This window comes from Rhizobium sp. S96, from assembly GCF_030382195.1.
Classification (GTDB): Bacteria; Pseudomonadota; Alphaproteobacteria; order Rhizobiales; family Rhizobiaceae; genus Rhizobium.
Window position 1 is genome coordinate 350,923 of record NZ_JAUDRY010000006.1, and the last position, 17,616, is coordinate 368,538.

The following is a 17,616-nucleotide window of genomic DNA, read 5'->3' on the forward strand; positions in this document are numbered from 1 at the left end:
AAAGACGGCGCTGTTTGCGAGGTGAAATGAACTATCGCAAACGCGGGCTACTACGCAGCCGAAAGCGTAGCCCGGGAACTACCGATCATGCTGAACAAGGTGATCCGATACCTCTTGCGTGACTATCGGAAGTACTCAATCGCTCGAACTCACGGCATCAATCCTGCCACTGTGACCGGTTCGATGAGACGGCATCCCACTTACGCAGCGCTTCATTGAGCTGGGCACGTGAGGGTGCCCCGATACGCCCCCCGAACATCTGGCACTTGAGTGCCGCGGCCATGGATGAGCACCGCATGGTCTGCTCGATTTCCATACCTTCAGCGATGGCAAGCGCGAAGGTTCCGTGGAAGATATCACCTGCGGCAAGCGTATCGACGGCCTTTATCCTTGGCGCGGAAAGATGGCGAACGAGGCCGGTCGCGTCGTCGTACCACAAGCAGCCATGTTCGCCGGCGGTGACGCTGATGAAGGCATGGGGAAATCTCTGCTTCAGCAGATGGACGACTTCGACCAGGTCGGTCGCTCCAGCCAGCCGCTCTGCAGCAGGCTGCGAGAACACGATATGGCTCGCTGCCGGCGCGAGCCTCTCGATCACGCCATCCCCAACGACATCTCCGTCGAGGATGCCAGGCTTGCCCGCATCATGGGCGGCAATCAGGGTTTGCAGAGCGAGTTCGGGCCAGCGAACATCGACGAGCACGGCGTCGAAGTCGGAGATTTCTTCGGTCGTGACCGGCTTGACGCTATCGTGCAGCCGCCGATCGTAAAACGGAACGATCAGACGCTCTCCGTCGTCATCGACGAGAATGGTCGAGACGGCCGAACGGGCACCTTCCGCTCGGGTCATGCCGCTAACGTCGATGCCGCTGTTGCCGAGATCGGCTATGATATGTTCGCCCGCATCGTCATCTCCGACAGCGCCCCACAGGCTGGCATGGCCACCCAGTCGCGCGACCGCGAAAGCTGCGCTCGACGCCATTCCCTCGGCGATATGCAGCATGTCATAGGGCAGGACCTTTCCCTGGCCAGTGGGCAACGAGTGCACGCGAAACAGGGTGTCAAGAACGGCAGCCCCGACGCAGAGAACACGGCGCGCCGGTCCAGCGGGCGGATCGAAGGCAGAAAATGTCGTCAAAATCGGCCTCTCAACTGGTCACTTGACCGCGCCAGCCGTGAGGCCGGCCACGATCTGTCGTTGCGCAAACACCGTCAGTATCAGCACAGGCAGCGTGACGATCAAGGCGGCTGCCGCAAGCGGTCCCCAGCTCACCTGCTCGAAAGACAGCATGTTGTAGACCGCGACCGGGAGCGTTCGCGTCTCGCGACTGGCCAGCACGATGCCGAAGACGAAGTTGTTCCAGGAAAAGATGACCGACAGGATGAACGCAACGACGATGCCCGGTCTTGCAATCGGCAGGGCGACGAGCCGGAAGACCTGCCATGGTGAGGCGCCGTCGATACTCGCGGCCTCCTCCAGCTCCATCGGCGTCGTTTCGAAATAGGCGATCATGATCCAGACGACGATCGGCACGGTGACGACGAGATGGATGATGATCTGCGGCAGGAGCGTGCCGAGCAGGTTCAGCCACTGGAACAGCAGGAAGAGCGGGATGAGGAAGGAAAGGCCGGGCGTCATGCGGGCGATCATGATCACCATCGCCGATTTTTCCGCCTTCAGTCGCGCGATGCCATAGCCGGCGGGCACGCCGATCAGAAGGGCCAGAAGCGTCGCGCCGCCCGTAACCAGCACTGAATTCCAGAGGTAGAGGAAGAAGTTGTTTTCCTCGAACACCTTGAGGTAGTTCGACCAGGCGAAGCGTTCAGGAATGAAGATCGGCGGATAGGCGCCGCTGTCGATCTCGTATTTCAGCGACAGCGAGATCATCCAGAGGAAGAACAGGATGACCGGCGAGATCATCACCAGGGCGACGAACAGCAGTCCGATGCGATCGAGCGTCTTGCGTTTCATCAGCGCGCCTCCCCGTCCGACCAGTTCGCGCGCGCCCGTACCATCAGCAGGACGAAAGACAAGAGCACGATGAGAATGAAGAAGACCACCGCCATGGCCGAACCATAGCCGATGTCGTAGTAGGAAAAAGCGGTGTTGTAGAGGTAGATGTTGATGGTCTCGGACGCCGTGCCGGGCCCGCCCTGGGTCATCGCGTAGATGATGTCGAAGCTCTTCACCGCATCGATGCTGCGGATGATGACGGCGGTCATCAGAAAAGGCGCGATCATCGGAAGCGTCAGATAACGGAACTTCTGCCAGACATTGGCGCCATCGATTTCTGCGCTCTCATACGGCTCGCGCGGAACCGCGGCCAGCCCGCCAAGCACGATCAGCATGACGAGTGGCGTCCATTGCCAGGTTTCGACCATGACGAGCGAGGGGATGACGCTGCTCTGGTTATAGATCCATTCCTGCGGCCCGATGCCGATGAAGGAGAGCAGGTAATTCAGAACGCCGAGCTGCGGATGGAACATCATGGTCCAGACGAGTGCGATGGCGACCGGGGTCGCCATCATCGGCATTACGAAGATACCGCGCAGAAATCCACGCAGTGGAAATTGCGCATCGAAGATCAGCGCAGCCAGCGTCCCCAGGAACAGCGGCGCCAGCACCGACAGCGACGTGTAGAGCACCGTATGCCACAGAGATTCCCAGAAGCGCATGTCGCCAGCGAGACGGACATAGTTGTCCATCCCGGCAAAGACCTGCGCCTGGCCAAGCGTCCAGCTGTTCACGCTCATCCACAGGGTAAACACCCACGGAAAAACGATCACGGCTGCAATGACGATCAGCGCCGGGACGACAAAGGGCCAATAGTTGGGGGCAAACCGGCCCGGCTTGCTCCCCTTGTTTGGTGCGGCCCTGGCCACTGCGGCCGTTTCGATGCTCACCGAGGCCATTATCCCTCACTTCTCGCCAGAACGGGTTCGAACTGAGCCGTTGCCGTCTTCAGTTCGGCCGTGGGGTCGGCCCCGCCGATCATGTTCGTCAGACCGACGCCGTAGATGTCACGGAACTCCGTCACGGGGATGATGACCGGCAGGGTAAGTTGCGAGACCTTGGCCGAGCCGACAACGGCATCGAGCCATGCGCCGGGCATCTTGACGCCTTCGCGAACCTTCGCATCCTCGAGGATGGACTGACGGAACGGAACGCCGGCGCCGGCCTGCAGCAGGCGGGCGCCCATGTCGTGCGAGATCGCCCATTGGCAGAAGAGATAGGCGGCTTCCTTCTTCTGGCTGGCAGCGACGACGCCGAGACCATCGCCCGTCGTGGCAGCGGCCTGCGCCTTTGGACCCTTGGGCATGATGCCGTAACCGACCTGGCCGACGACGCGGGATTTCTCCGGGTTTTCGATCGGTGGTGCAAAGCCGACGCCATCGAGCCACATGCCGATCTTGCCCTGCAGGAAGGCAGACTGCGCTTCCGCCCAGTTGAAGCCGGAGACACCGGGAGGCGCCGTCTTCGTCATCAGCTTCTGATAGAGCTTTGCGGCCTCGACCGCTTCATCGGATGTCGTGCGCAATTTGCCATCAGGCCCGAGCGGGCTCGAACCATAGCCGAGCATCAGCGTCGTCCACACCGGCGTATTGGCGTTCTTCAGACCGCGGGCAACGAAGCCGTAGGTGTTGGTGGACGGATCGGTCAGGGCTTCGGCTGCACTCGCCAGCTCGTCAAAGGTTGTCGGGTAGGAAAGGCCCTTCTTTTCGAAGAGCGCCTTGTTCCAGTAGATGATCCAGTAGTCGACCGAGAAGGGAAGCGAACGCAGCACTCCGTCTTGGTCCTTGGCGAAGGCCATGCCGGCCTCGGCAAAGTCGCCTTCCACAAGCGACGCGTCCGTGAGCGAAGGATCCTTGACGAAGCCGCTGATATCGGCGAGCCAGCCGCCCTTTTCGAACTGGCGCTTCTGAACGTGATAGCTCATGTGCACGACGTCGAAGCTCGGCTTGCCGGAGCTCAGTTCGATGGTTGTCTTCTGGCGTTGCTGCTGTTCCGGGGTTGCTTCGGCATTGACCTTGATGCCAGTCAGTTCTTCGAACTCGGACAGGTACTTGATCAGCGTCTCGCTGCGCGGGCTCTTGACGAGATTGACCTCGAGCGTGGTGCCGGCATAGCGCTTCCAGTCGACTGCCGCTGATGCGGAGCGCACGCCGAGCAGGCTGCCCGCACCGAGCGCCGCGGTGCCCGCGAGAAAGCCGCGCCGCGTTGGATTCAAGAATGATGTCATGTTGGTCCTCCTCCTTGTGCCGGCGATCTCCTCACCTCCGGCTGGTTATGTCCTGCTAAATCCTGAGCGCACGGTCCCTTGCGTGGTTGATGTGCGCCACAAGGCTGTTGACGGCGTCTTCCACCGATCGTCGCTCGATCGCCTCCAGCACCTTCAGGTGCTCCCCCATGACGGGCCCGACGCGACCGTCGATGCGAAAGCGCTCCTGGCTGATCAGGCGCATCTTGATCGAGTTCACGCGGTAGGCGTTCGATATGATGGTATTTCCAAGCGCATCGATGAAGGCATCGTGCATGCCCCAGTCAACCGCCTGGGCCCGCACCTCGAGCTCGTGAGACGCATCGCCATTTCGAATGGCGTCGGCGATATCCTGATGCTGCTTCAAGAGTTTGGCGATCGTTTCGTCCGATGCCGAGCGGGTGAAGAGCGCCACGGCTTCCTTCTCTAGAAAAACACGAAGCTGGAACGCCTCACGAATGAGGTTGAGATCGATATGGGCGATCTGCAGCCCCCGCTGCGGCACGGTCTTGATCAATCCCTCGGCCTCGAGCCGGGGGATGAGTTCGCGGATGGCGCCGAGCGTGAGCCCCGTCAACTCCACCAAGCGACGCTGTGACACGAATTGGCCGGGGCGCACGTCACGCGCGAGGAGGTGACGCGTGAAGCTCTCATACGCCTTTTCCCGCAGTGTCGGCTGCTCGTCCGTTCCGTCCATCGCCTCCCCCAAAAACATGCCTCGCCTATGCAGCCTTCGACCGGAAAAGAGAATCGAAAGCAAGGGCGAGTTGGCTTTGCCCTTCCTCGGATATTGAAACAAGCGGCGGACGAACCGCAAGCCACATTTCATCATCCGTCAGACGCGCCACCATCGCCTTGACCGCAGCTGTCACGGGAAATTTGAGGAGTTCCGCCACGAAATCTTCGATACGGGAATCGTCCCTGCCCTCTTCTGCCATGAGTTTGACCTCGTCGGGCACGAAGTTGGCCATGCCGGAGATTGCGCCCTGCCCGCCAAGGCGAACACCCTTTGCCAGATGGCGTTCGTCTCCGATCAGGATGACCAGATCGCCATGCGCCTTGAGCAGGCTTTCGGTAAAGGCCCAGTCACCGGACGAATCCTTGACGCCGACCACGACCCGCGGAAACGCGGCATGCAGCCGCCCGATCAACGACACCGTCAGCGGCACCATGGTTACAGAAGGGATATTGTAGACGATGACGTCAGCAGCCTTGTCGCCCAGGATGGCGAATACGGCGGAAAACCAGCGGAAGAGGCCATCGTCGCTGACGTTCTTGAAATAGGAGGGCGGAGCCAGGAGAATGTTGCGGACTCCCTTGGAGAGCGCATAGCCGGCCTGAGCCGCTGCATCTTCAGCAGCATCGACGAGGACGCCGACAACGATCTTGTCTGGGGCGATCCCAGCCGCGAGGAAAGCGGCAAGAACGCGCTCCCGCTCCTGCGTTCCGATGGACGATCCCTCACCAGTTGTCCCAAAGAGCGTCACGCTCGAGCATCCGGCTGCCAGGCAACGCCGGGCCTGCGCGATCATGGCATCGATCGCGATATCGCCGTCGCCATCAAACGGCGTGGCCAAAGCGGCAGAAAGCCCGAATTTCTCAGTCACATCATTCCTCCCATTTAACATGCCAATCGTAACCAGCTAACATGTCAGTTGTAAAGAGCTGATTACAGAATAACAGGTGAAGATCTGGCGACCGTCGCAGGGCCGGCTGTTCCAGTCCGCCAGTCGATATCAATAAGGGGGGCAAGCAACCGTCGAAACCGCGCGTGCTCACAACTTCGGCAACGAACAAAGACTTAGCATCGCCGCGAGCGATGCTCGCGAGACGTTGCAAGGTCTGCGGCTGCTCGCGAACGCCAGCCGATCATGCCAGCGCGCGCCAGGTTTCGATTTGCCTCATGCCTTCGGCAAAAGCTGGCCCATTGCTTAAAAAAGGGGCGCAAATATCGGCTCGCGAAGCGCTCACGCTGCGACCTGGATAAACTCGATCGGTCCGCCAGGGATGTTGTCGTCGAACACCGCGCATGACAATCGGCCGCCGAAGACGCAGGCACTGTCGAGGTTTGTTCGATTGCCGGTCGTCTGCGGGTTCTCGAGCGAAGGCGTGTGGCCGTGCACGAGATGCTTGCCCCAGTATTCGCTGGAGTAACCGCCCGCGAAGCGCGTCCACATGAGATCTTCGGCTGCCTGATCTTCGAAGAACGCCCCTTCCTTGACCCCCGCGTGTACGAAGAGACGGTACTGGTCCTGGTGGAACAACGGTAATGCTGCGGCCCATTGAAGATGCGAGGGCAGATCTCATGCCCGTACGACGCCAAAGTCTTGAGGCCTCCATTTTCAAGCCACCAACTCTCGTCATGACAGCCATCATGAGCGCCGACCATCATATCCTCGTGGTTGCCCTTGAGCGAGATCCAGCGCCAGCCGGCGGGCGCTTCTACCGTGAGCGTATCGAGGACCGCTTTGCTATCCGGGCCGCGATCGACATAGTCACCGAGAAAAACGACCGTGCCGCCCGATGCGTAGGCATCGATATGTGTCAACATGCGCCTGAGCGGGCTTATGCAGCCGTGGATATCTCCGATCGCAAACGTGTAACTCATGGCGTCTCTCCTATCGTCCTGATCGTGCGCGGCATATCGAACGGATGAAAGTTGAAGATAGGGCAGCTTGGGGACTTTGCTTCAGTATCTGCGCCGCCTGCGACGAAGGCCCTCCGCTGGAAGACACCATCGCCTCGCCCATCGCTGTGTTCACGATCTGCGGCGACAACTGTGCAATGCAAGCTCGGTCTGGAGCCAACCAGCGATCCGAAACACACTGAGGCGTCACTCTTTGGTTCCAGCTTTCTCGACACGCGATGGAACAAGGCCCGTTGCCGGTCATTAACGTGGCATCAGCCGCGAAAGGAGATTGGAACAATGGCCAAAGACGTCACAAATCGCCGGGCGAAGGAGCATGTCGACGAGGACCAGAATGGTGTGATCGTCGCCGGCCCCGAGGCGCATGAACGCGAGCGCGGGGGGGAAGATCCCGCTCACAGAGTGGTGCCGGACAAAGACAAGGGTATCACCAAGGCAAACCCGCGGACCTGAAGGCGGTTCGAGAGTCAAGTAACGGGGCCGGCTCCCGCCAGGCGCAACGCCATGGCCTGAAGGCCAGTTTTACGATGCGACTTTGCCTCCGGCCACCCAGCATCAGCCGATGCAAATAAAAAAACTCCCGTGTGCGGCCAGCACACGGGAGGGTCTTTTTTTGCGATGCCAGCGGCAGGCCGTTTCGCCGTTAGGCGACCAGGTCGAAGCGGTCGGCGTTCATTACCTTTGTCCAGGCGGCGACGAAATCCTGCACGAACTTCTCCTTGCTGTCGTCCTGGGCATAGACTTCCGCATAGGCGCGCAGCACCGAGTTGGAACCGAAGACGAGGTCGGCGCGGGTCGCGGTAAAGCGGGCAGCGCCCGTCTTGCGATCGCGGATCTCGTACGAGTTCCGGCCGGTCGGGACCCAGGAATAGGCCATGTCGGTCAGGGTGACGAAGAAGTCCGTGGTCAGCGCTCCAACCTTGGACGTGAAGACACCGTGGCTGGTGCCGCCATGGTTGGTGCCAATGACGCGCAGGCCGCCGACAAGCGCCGTCATTTCTGGTGCCGTCAGGCGCAGAAGCTGGGCGCGGTCGAGGAGCAGTTCCTCGGCGCTGACGAGATAGTCTTCCTTCTGCCAGTTGCGGAAACCGTCGGCTAGCGGCTCGAGCGGCGCGAAGCTGTCACCGTCGGTCTGCTCGGCAATGGCGTCGCCACGGCCCGCTGCAAACGGCACCTGGATGTCGAAGCCGGCAGCCTTGGCGGCCTGTTCGACGCCGTAGTTGCCGGCAAGCACGATGACGTCAGCAACCGAAGCGCCGCTGGCGGCAGCGATCGGCTCCAGCACCGCGAGAACGCGGGCAAGGCGTTCAGGCTCGTTACCGGCCCAATCCTTCTGCGGCGCGAGACGGATGCGGGCACCGTTAGCACCGCCGCGGTTGTCCGAGCCGCGGAAGGTGCGGGCGCTGTCCCATGCCGTGCTGACGAGGTCGGAGACCGAGAGGCCGGACGCGGCGATTTTCGCCTTGACGGTCGAGACGTCATAGGTCGCGCTACCTGCCGGGATCGGGTCCTGCCAGATCAGGTCTTCTGCCGGAACATCCGGGCCGACGTAGCGAGCCTTCGGGCCCATGTCGCGGTGGGTCAGCTTGAACCAGGCGCGAGCGAAGGCATCCGAGAATGCTGCAAAGTCATCGCGGAAACGCAGCGAGATCTCGCGGTAGATCGGATCGACCCGGAGCGCCATGTCGGCGTCCGTCATCATCGGGTTCAGGCGGATGCTCGGGTCCTCGACGTCGACAGGCTTGTCGGCATCGGCGATCGAGATCGGCTCCCACTGGGTGGCACCTGCCGGGCTCTTTACCAGATGCCATTCGTGCTTGAACAGCATTTCGAAGAAGCCGTTGTCCCACTTGGTCGGCTCGGTCGTCCAGGCACCTTCAAGGCCGGAAACGACGGTATTCCGGCCGATGCCGCGCCCCTTGGTGTTCATCCAACCGAGGCCCTGGAATTCCGGACCTGCCGCTTCAGGATCGGCGCTGAGGTCGGCAGGATTGCCATTACCGTGGGTCTTGCCGATGGTGTGGCCGCCGGCGGTCAGCGCAACAGTTTCCTCGTCGTCCATCCCCATGCGGGCAAAGGTTTCGCGCATCTGCGCGGCTGTGGCGAGCGGATCGGACTTGCCGTTGACGCCTTCGGGGTTGACGTAGATCAGACCCATCTGGACAGCCGCGAGCGGGTTCGAAAGCGTAGCGGGCTTGGCAACATCGCCATAGCGACCGTCGCTCGGCGCAAGCCATTCCTGCTCGTCACCCCAATAGACGTCCTTCTCAGGATGCCAGATGTCTTCGCGGCCGAAGCCGAAACCGAAGGTCTTCAAGCCGGCAACGTCGTAGGCGATTGTACCTGCAAGCGCGATCAGATCGGCCCAGGAAACCCGGTTACCGTACTTCTTCTTGATCGGCCACAGCAGGCGGCGGCCCTTGTCGGTGTTGACGTTATCCGGCCACGAGTTCAGCGGGGCAAAACGCTGGTTGCCGGTGTTGGCGCCACCTCGGCCGTCTGCCGCGCGATAGGAACCGGCCGCGTGCCAGGTGACGCGGGCGAACATGCCGACATAGCTGCCCCAGTCGGCCGGCCACCACTCCTGGCTGTCTGTCATGAGCGCGCGCAGATCGGCCTTCAGGGCCTCGACGTCGAGCTTCTTCAGCTCCTCGCGATAATTGAAATTCTTGCCGAGCGGATTGGTCTTTGTGTCGTGCTGACTAAGGATGTCCAGGTTCAGCGCGTTCGGCCACCATTGCGTGACAGATTTGCCGAGGGCCGTATTGCCGCCGTGCATGACCGGACACTTGCCGGCCGATTGTGTTTTCGTGTCCACGTTAACTCTCCCTAAAATTCGAACTGGGGTTGACGTCGCGTGCCAAATATTTTGCGCGGGTCGCTGAACCAGCTGTCGGGTCCAAGTCCCGAGATAGGCAATAAGCAACTCGGACGATAAATTCCAATTGTATATTCTGAATGGCCTGATAAGTTTAGGTTATGATTGGCCTATCCATGAAGCATCTGCGTTATTTCGAGGCTCTGGCGCGGTTGGGGCATTTCGGCCGCGCTGCTGAATCCTGTGCGATTTCCCAGCCGGCACTGTCCGTGCAAATCCGCGAACTCGAGGAACTGATCGGCGCTCCACTCGTGGAACGAGGCGGACGGCAGATCCGCTTGACAAGCCTCGGCGAGGAGTTTGCCGAACGCGTCCGCGCCATTCTTCGCTCGGTCGATGATCTCGCTGAGCTGGCGCGCGCCACCCAGGTGTCGCTTGCGGGCCGGCTTCGCATCGGCGTTATCCCGACGATTGCTCCCTATTTGCTGCCCGACGTGATCAAGACGCTGACGCAGCGCTATCCCGGGCTCGACCCACGGCCACGAGAAGCGGTGACCCAGCGGCTGATCGAGGACCTGCACGAGGCAAGGCTTGATGCGGCGATCGTCGCCCTCCCCGTGTCCGAACCGACGCTCGAGGAAGTTCCCCTGTTCAACGAGGAGTTTGTTCTGGTGCGGCCGCTCGAGGACGCGGGAAAGCCCGTGCCGAGTTCGGAAATGCTGCAGGAAATGCGTCTCCTCCTGCTCGAGGAGGGGCACTGTTTCCGCGAGCAGGCGCTCTCCTTCTGCAACATCGCCGCCGCGCCGCCTCGCGAACTCATGGAAGGAAGCTCGCTCACCACGCTGGTGCAGATGGTGGGTGCCGGCATCGGCGTCACGCTGCTGCCGCAGATGGCGGTGCGTACGGAGACGCGCTCGGCCGATGTCAGCGTGTTCCGCCTGCTGGAACCCCGCCCCTTCCGCACGATCGGCATGATCTGGCGCAAGACCAATCCCTTGGTAGCGCAATTCGGTCCCATCGCCGAAATTGTCCGTGACGCCGGCACCCGCAAGAAGTGCGAGCTTGAGGACCTCCCCGGTGTCAGCGGGGCGGCTGCTTCTCAATTTTCCATTGCGGGTTAAGAAACTGCCGGCTCATACCAAGCCGACACTGACGACAAAGGTGCAGTAAACGTCTTCCAGACGACGCTAGGACGCGATCGTCGAACTTTCTTCGATTGCGTTTCGCACGTCCACAAACTCTCGATGAATCTCGTGAAGCGCAGAGCAACCGTTTCAAAGACGTCGACGAGATCCGGATCGAAATGCTTTCCCTTTTCGCCGAGAATAATCGCGACGGCCTCCTCATGGGGAACGGCAGATTTGTAGACCCGTTCCGAGACGAGGGCATCGTAAACGTCAGCGATGGCCATCAGACGTCCCGCCAGGGGAATGTCTCTGCCCTTCAGTCCACGCGGGTAGCCGGAGCCGTCCCATTTCTCGTGATGCGTCAGTGCGATTTCTTGGGCGACGCTCAAGAAATTGTTCGACACGCCAAGATGCTGCTGCGCGTTGGCGATTGCCGACATGCCCAATTCAGAATGGGTTTTCATGATCGCGAATTCATCCGCGCTCAACTTTCCAGGCTTGAGCAGAATGCGGTCGGGGATGCCAACCTTGCCGATATCGTGGAGGGGCGCCGACTTATAAAGAAGCTCGATAACCGCGTTGCTCAGTTCCGACCGGAACGCCGGATGAACGCTCGCCGCCTCTGCCAGAACGCGGATGTAATGCTGAGTGCGCCGAATGTGATTTCCGGTTTCGTTGTCTCGGGTTTCGGCCAGCGATGCCATTGCCAGAATGATGGCATCCTTTGCACGCAGTGCCTCTTCCTTTGAAGCTGCCAGTGAATTGATCAGGGCAACATTGGTCATGCCGACGGCCGCGCTGTTTGCGATGCGCCGAAGTACGTGGACGCTTTGCGAGCACGGAACGTGTTGCTTTGCCCAGTAGGCTCCGATGGCGCCGACGGGATCCTCTTCCCTCACCGGCATCATGACAAGGCTGCGCACGAAGGTTGGACGGTACACGGCATGTGGAACTCGATCATCCGCATAGATGTCTTCGACGATCGCGGCCTGACGATTGAGGATCGCCCATCCCGAAATGCATTGCTCCAGAGGAAATCTTTGGCCCTTCCAAAGCGGCCCAATGGCATCCTCGTCAGCGTAGTGACAGATCCCATCTTCACGCAGCACGAAAGTAATGCCATCCGCGCCAACAAGTCTTCTCGCCGCCAACCGTACAGCGGACATGATGTCCGCCAGGCCCCGTGCCATGGAGATGTCGAGGATCAGATTCTCCATGTCCAACATGGAGTCCTCGCGAGTTTGACTAATGGGTATTGCGACCATGTCGAACCGGAACAGTTGGTATGATTAGAATATCGGGCTTTGACCGACATTATCCTCAAGACTTGTTCGGAAAGTATAAATAATCTACTCAAAGTCGCAATATTTTACTCTTCACCTCCGCACCTCCTTCGAACACGGTGGCGCACCTCACCTGCCTACACCTCACGCCGCTTTGCAGCGCCGGCGGCGATGGTCAACACCAGTTCGTCCACCTCAAGTGCAAGGCGCTCTGGCGGCAGCCCCACGAAACGGCCCTCCAGGCTGATGCTGATGACGCCGTGGACGGCGCCGAAGAGCGTGCGGGCGCGGATGGCGCGGTCCATCGCGGACATATCGGGCTGCAGCTCGGCCAACGGTTCGGCGATCACATCCATCAGGAAGAGATGCTCATCGAGATGCCATTGCGGCGTCGGACTGGTGTCGGGCGGAAAGTGGTCGAATAGCGCTTTCCAGAGATTACGGTGCTCGACAGCAAAGCTCAGATAGCCCTGCGCGAGGTTGCGCAGCCGGTCCGTCGGGCTGAGGTCCCTCGCCTCCGTGAGGGTCAGCCTTGACTCCAATGCCTTCAGCGTTGCGGAATTGACGTGGATGACGAGCTGGGCAAGGTCCGAGAAGACCGTGTAGAGCCCGCCCAGCGCGCAACCTGCGTCCTGCGTGATGTCACGGGCCCTGAGATTGACAAGACCGTCACGCGCGATGCGGTCGCGCGCCGCCTCGATCAGCCGAGCCTTCAGATCCTCGCGTTTTTCTTCCCGTCGACCGGCCATTAACCATTCCACTTCGATTTCCTGAACGATGTTCAAAATTATTCTTGAACGTCGTTCACGATTCTGCCATAACTCAACTCGTGAACAGCGTTCATAAACCGGAGGAAGGAAATGTTCAAACTGATTTCCATCTTGTTGCGAGGCAGGGCACATGACGCCGAACAGGCCTTTGCCGATCGCAACGCCGTGCCACTGCTCGCCCAGCAGATCCGCGATGCCGCCCAATCGATCCAGTCTGCCCGCCGCAGCGTCGCGATTGCCATGGCTCAGAACGAGCAGGAGCGGACGCAGCACGCTACGATCGCCTCCCGCATAGACGATCTTGAGACTCGCGCCTGCGTTGCGCTGGCCAAAGGCAATGAGGCATTGGCTCGAGAGGCTGCTGAATCGATCGCCTATCTGGAGGCAGAACGCGACCAGTCCGAAAAGGCTCAGGCGCAATTCACGACTGCTATCGACAAACTGAAGGGGACTATCCGCCTGTCAGAAATGCGCCTGCAGGAACTGCAGCGCGGCGAGCGCTTGGCCCGCGCCACGGAAGAAGCACAGAAGCTTGATGTCGCCGGCGCGGACGTAGGCCTTGCCACGCTCGACGATGCCGAGCAGACGCTTGCGCGGCTTCGCATCCGCCAGAGCCAGAATGAAATGACGGCCTCGGCTCTCAAGGCCATGGAGACCTCCACACGTCCTGCCGGAATCATCGAAAAGCTGGCCAATGCCGGTTGCGGCGCGCCGTTGCACGCCTCCGCCGATGACGTGCTGGCACGCCTGCGCAACCGCATCAATCCCGCCGCTTGACGTCAACAGGATCACACAAGGGTTCACGACAATGAACGACAGTTTCCAGAAACATTCCGCAAGCTGGGTGAGCTTCTCCTACATTTCCTTCGGCGCGGCCGCTTTCATGCTGACGCTCGGCCTCTACCTGATGCCGCTTGATCTGTGGGGCAAGGGCTATCTCGCCATGGGCATCCTGATGCTGGTGCAGACCACGGTGAACATCACCAAGACCCTGCGCGACAATGCCGAGTCCGAAAAGCTGATCCGCAAGGTCGAGGATGCCCGCACCGAAAAGCTGCTGGTCAAATTCAATCGTAACGGTGAAGATTAATCTTGCCTAACTACAGCGCAGGGTTGTTATCGCATTCAACTTTTGCGTAACAACTCTGTGGCCTTCTCTAGCCATCACAAGAGGGTCCTGCCGTGCAACACAAGCTGATGACGTCGAGGAAATTCGCGCCGCTGTTCTGGACTCAGTTCCTGACTGCCTTCAACGACAATTTCCTCAAGAATACGCTGGTATTTCTCATCCTGTTCAAGATGTCGGCAAGCGAAGGCGCTGCCCTTGTGACGCTTGCGGGCGTCATTCTCATCGTGCCCTTCCTGCTGCTCTCGGCAATCGGCGGTGAGATCGCCGACAAGCACGACAAGGCAAAGGTCGCCGAACTCCTGAAGCGCTGCGAGATCGCGGTCGCCGCCCTTGCCGTCGTCGGCCTTAGCTTCTCTTCCATCTTCGTGCTGATGGCCGCACTCTTCGGCTTCGGTGTCGTCTCGGCTCTGTTCGGGCCAATCAAATACGGCATCCTGCCCGATCATCTGGAGCGTCGCGACCTGCCGAAGGCCAACGCCTGGATCGAGGGTGGCACCTTCATCGCCATTCTCGGCGGCACGATCGTCGCAGCCCTTGCCTTTTCCAACGGCGACAACGTCGTCCTCTTCGGCTCGATGATGATGGGGCTTTCGGTGATCTGCTGGCTGGCCAGCCGAATGATCCCGCCGACCGGTTCCAAGGCACCGGATCTGACAATCGACCGCAATGTCATCCGCTCCAGCTATAACCTCGTCATGGAGATCCGTCAGGACAAGCGGTTGTGGCGGTCTGCGCTGATGAACTGCTGGTTCTGGCTGGTGGGGGCCTTCACCCTCTCCATCCTGCCGACCATGGTCACCGAACTGCTTGGCGGCTCCGAGCTCGTCGTGCCGGCCTATCTCACGGTCTTTGCGATCGCCGTTGCCGTCGGTTCGGGCATTGCCGCCTGGATGTCGTCGGGCCGCATCGTGCTCTTGCCGGCGCCCGTCGGCACGGCGCTTCTCGGCCTCTTCAGCCTCGACCTCGCCTGGAACCTCTGGGGCCTGCAATCGACAAGCCATGCCACGACGATTGCCGGATTCTTCGCTGGACAGAACACCATCCGCGTCGCCGTCGATCTCGCCGGCATGGCAATCTCGGGCGCCTTCATCGCTGTCCCGACATTCGCGGCGCTTCAGACCTGGGCACATGAGGATCGCCGCGCTCGCGTCATCGGCGCAGCCAACGTGCTCTCCGCACTCTTCATTACCCTCGGCCTCGGCCTCGTCGCCGTTCTGCAGGCATTGGGCGCCTCCATCCCGCAGATCCTGATCGGCCTCGGCATTATCAACTTCGCGGTGGCCTGGCTGATGCTGAAGACGCTGCCGACGAACGCCTTCCGCGATTTCATTTCGATCCTGTTCCGCGCCTTCATGCGGCTGGAAGTCGAGGGACTGGAGAACATCAAGAAAGCCGGCCCGGCGCCGATTATTGCCTTGAACCACGTCAGCCTGCTCGACGGCGCGTTGGCGCTTGCCATCACCGAAGAGGAGCCAGTCTTTGCAGTCGATTACAAGATCGCCCAAGCCTGGTGGGTGCGCCCCTTCCTGAAGATGTGCAAATTCCTGCCTCTCGACCCGACAAAGCCGATGGCAACCCGCTCGCTGATCAAGGTGGTGCAGGAAGGCAATCCGATCGGGATCTTCCCGGAAGGCCGCCTGACGGTGACTGGCACACTGATGAAAGTTTACGACGGCGCTGCCATGGTCGCCGATAAAACCGGTTCGATGGTCGTGCCGGTCAAGATCGACGGGCTGGAGAAAAGCTATCTCTCCTATCTCGGCGATGGCAAGATCCGTCGTCGGCTGTTCCCAAAGGTCAAGGTCACGATCCTGGAGCCGGTGAGGCTCGAGGTACCGCCGGAGCTCAAAGGCCGCAAGCGTCGCACCGTCGCAGGCGCCGCCCTCTACCAGGTGATGTCGAACCTTTTGTTTCGTACCGCCGATACCTCTTCGACCATTCTCGACCGGGTCATACAGGCAGGCCACGAATTCGGCATGAAGAAGCTCGCGGTCGAAGATCCGGTCACCGGCCGGCTCACCTACGGCAAATTGCTGACCGGCGCGGCGGTGCTCGGGGCGAAATTCCGTGCCCGGTTCCCCGAACGAAACCTCGGCGTCATGCTGCCGAATGCCAATGGCGCGGCCGCCACACTGCTCGGCGTCATGACGGCGGGCAAGGTTCCGGCCATGCTGAACTTCACCGCCGGTGCTGCCAACATTCTCTCAGCCTGCAGGGCGGCGGAGGTCAGGCACGTGCTGACCTCGCGGGCCTTCGTGACCCAGGCAAAGCTCGGCCCCGTCATCGAGGTTCTGGAAAAGGAACTGACGATCGTCTGGCTTGATGACTTGAGAACCGAGGTCACCCTCAAGGACAAGATTGTCGGCTATCTCAGGAAGGCCCGGCCGCTCGTCAAGCGCCAGCCCGACGACCCGGCCGTCATCCTCTTCACCTCGGGTTCGGAAGGCACACCGAAGGGCGTGGTGCTGACCCACCGCAACGTGCTGTCGAACGCTGCCCAGGCCGCCGCCCGCATCGACTTTCACAGCGGCGACAAGGTGTTCAACATCCTGCCGGTCTTCCACTCCTTCGGCCTGACGGCGGGCACCGTATTGCCGCTGATCTCCGGCGTGCCGGTCTACTTCTATCCCTCGCCGCTGCATTACCGCATCGTGCCGGAGTTGATCTATGTCTCCAATGCCACGATCATCTTCGGCACCGACACATTCCTCAACGGCTACAGCAGGACGGCGCATCCCTATGACTTTCGCTCGATCCGCTACATCTTCTCAGGCGCCGAGCCGGTGAAGGCCTCGACGCGCCAGACCTACATGGAAAAGTTCGGCCTGCGCATTCTCGAAGGTTACGGCGTTACCGAGACAGCCCCTGTCATCTCGATCAATACGCCGATGTACAACAGGTCTGGCACGGTCGGCAAAATCCTGCCGGGGATGGAATGGAAGCTGGAAGCGATGCCGGGCATCGATGAGGGTGGCCGGCTGCACGTGCGCGGCGCCAACGTGATGGCAGGCTACTTGCGTGCAGAAAATCCAGGCGTCATCGAACCGCTCGCGGACGGCTGGCACGACACGGGAGACATCGTCACGATCGACGAGGACGGCTTCGTCAAGATCCGCGGCCGGGCGAAACGCTTCGCCAAGATCGGCGGCGAGATGGTCTCGCTTGCAGCCGTCGAGGCGCTCGCCGGCGAGCTCTGGCCCGGCGCCCTTTCGGTCGTCTCCTCAGTTCCCGATGCCAAGAAGGGCGAGCGTCTGGTACTCCTGACCGAGGCCCCGACTGCCAGCCGCGCCGAATTCCTCGCCTTCGCCAAGTCGAAGGGCGCCATGGACATGATGGTGCCGGCCGAGGTCAACATCGGCAAGGTGCCGGTGCTCGGCTCGGGGAAAGTGGATTTTGTCACGGCGCGCAAAATGGCCGAAAGCGCGTCGCAGCAGCAGGTCGCATGACGTGAAGTGCCACCGCAAGTGACACCAACCGAGCAGGAAGTCGGGTTTCCCTCAAGGCCCGACTTCCGCCGCTGCAAGCAAGTGAGCGAAAGCTCATGCGTGAGAGTCGGAAAACAAGTTCGTCCGAGAGGCTGTCA

Annotated in this window: 14 protein-coding genes and 1 pseudogene; 5 read left to right on the forward strand and 10 right to left on the reverse strand. The window is 60.8% G+C overall.

Annotation, left to right across the window (positions count from 1 at the left end; all coding sequences use genetic code 11):
* Positions 1-157: 157 nt before the first annotated feature.
* The 7 genes and pseudogenes from QTL94_RS09320 to QTL94_RS09350 form a co-directional block, all read right to left on the reverse strand.
* On the reverse strand, positions 158-1,138 hold the full coding sequence (locus tag QTL94_RS09320; RefSeq protein WP_289801315.1) for a sugar kinase: 981 nt from the start codon (positions 1,136-1,138) through the stop codon (positions 158-160).
* A gap of 18 nt (positions 1,139-1,156) precedes the next feature.
* Entirely contained in the window at positions 1,157-1,972 is an 816-nt protein-coding gene (locus tag QTL94_RS09325; RefSeq protein WP_289801316.1) for a carbohydrate ABC transporter permease, read from the reverse strand.
* Complete coding sequence (locus QTL94_RS09330) at positions 1,972-2,913, reverse strand: carbohydrate ABC transporter permease (RefSeq protein WP_289801317.1); 942 nt, start codon at positions 2,911-2,913, stop codon at positions 1,972-1,974. The genes QTL94_RS09325 and QTL94_RS09330 overlap by 1 nt, the downstream gene beginning before the upstream one ends.
* Complete coding sequence (locus QTL94_RS09335; protein WP_289801318.1) at positions 2,913-4,241, reverse strand: ABC transporter substrate-binding protein; 1,329 nt, start codon at positions 4,239-4,241, stop codon at positions 2,913-2,915. The genes QTL94_RS09330 and QTL94_RS09335 overlap by 1 nt, the downstream gene beginning before the upstream one ends.
* Before the next feature lie 55 nt (positions 4,242-4,296).
* A complete protein-coding gene (locus tag QTL94_RS09340; protein ID WP_289801319.1) occupies positions 4,297-4,974 on the reverse strand; it encodes a GntR family transcriptional regulator in 678 nt (225 codons plus the stop codon).
* 7 nt (positions 4,975-4,981) lie between these two features.
* On the reverse strand, positions 4,982-5,866 hold the full coding sequence (locus tag QTL94_RS09345; protein ID WP_289801320.1) for a dihydrodipicolinate synthase family protein: 885 nt from the start codon (positions 5,864-5,866) through the stop codon (positions 4,982-4,984).
* A gap of 360 nt (positions 5,867-6,226) precedes the next feature.
* Positions 6,227-6,867 (reverse strand): annotated as a pseudogene (locus tag QTL94_RS09350) (metallophosphoesterase family protein).
* Between the two features lie 318 nt (positions 6,868-7,185).
* Here QTL94_RS09350 and QTL94_RS09355 point away from each other — a divergent pair.
* Positions 7,186-7,359 carry a hypothetical protein gene (locus QTL94_RS09355; protein ID WP_289801321.1) on the forward strand — a complete coding sequence of 58 codons (174 nt, stop codon included), beginning with the start codon at positions 7,186-7,188 and terminating at the stop codon, positions 7,357-7,359.
* Positions 7,360-7,549: 190 nt separating this feature from the next.
* Here the strand turns inward: QTL94_RS09355 and katG are convergent, their stop codons facing one another.
* On the reverse strand, positions 7,550-9,724 hold the full coding sequence (katG, locus tag QTL94_RS09360; RefSeq protein ID WP_289801322.1) for a catalase/peroxidase HPI: 2,175 nt from the start codon (positions 9,722-9,724) through the stop codon (positions 7,550-7,552).
* Positions 9,725-9,885: 161 nt separating this feature from the next.
* Here katG and QTL94_RS09365 point away from each other — a divergent pair, with 161 nt between their 5' ends.
* Positions 9,886-10,845, forward strand: coding sequence for a hydrogen peroxide-inducible genes activator (locus QTL94_RS09365; RefSeq protein ID WP_289801323.1), 960 nt, complete (start codon positions 9,886-9,888; stop codon positions 10,843-10,845).
* Here QTL94_RS09365 and QTL94_RS09370 read toward each other — a convergent pair.
* Both QTL94_RS09370 and QTL94_RS09375 read right to left on the reverse strand, forming a co-directional pair.
* Entirely contained in the window at positions 10,842-12,077 is a 1,236-nt protein-coding gene (locus QTL94_RS09370; RefSeq protein ID WP_289801324.1) for an HD-GYP domain-containing protein, read from the reverse strand. The two genes, QTL94_RS09365 and QTL94_RS09370, sit on opposite strands and share 4 nt — an antisense overlap.
* A 194-nt stretch (positions 12,078-12,271) precedes the next feature.
* A complete protein-coding gene (locus QTL94_RS09375; RefSeq protein ID WP_289801325.1) occupies positions 12,272-12,883 on the reverse strand; it encodes a TetR/AcrR family transcriptional regulator in 612 nt (203 codons plus the stop codon).
* A gap of 111 nt (positions 12,884-12,994) precedes the next feature.
* On the opposite strand from QTL94_RS09375, the gene QTL94_RS09380 reads away from it, so the two are divergent.
* From QTL94_RS09380 to QTL94_RS09390, 3 genes are all read left to right on the forward strand, one after another.
* Positions 12,995-13,681 carry a PspA/IM30 family protein gene (locus QTL94_RS09380; protein ID WP_289801326.1) on the forward strand — a complete coding sequence of 229 codons (687 nt, stop codon included), beginning with the start codon at positions 12,995-12,997 and terminating at the stop codon, positions 13,679-13,681.
* 31 nt (positions 13,682-13,712) lie between these two features.
* The gene (locus QTL94_RS09385; RefSeq protein WP_065692936.1) at positions 13,713-13,994 is read left to right on the forward strand and encodes a YiaA/YiaB family inner membrane protein; all 282 of its coding nucleotides are present in this window, start codon (positions 13,713-13,715) and stop codon (positions 13,992-13,994) included.
* 92 nt (positions 13,995-14,086) lie between these two features.
* A complete protein-coding gene (locus QTL94_RS09390; RefSeq protein ID WP_289801327.1) occupies positions 14,087-17,479 on the forward strand; it encodes an acyl-[ACP]--phospholipid O-acyltransferase in 3,393 nt (1,130 codons plus the stop codon).
* The last annotated feature ends 137 nt before the right edge of the window (positions 17,480-17,616 follow it).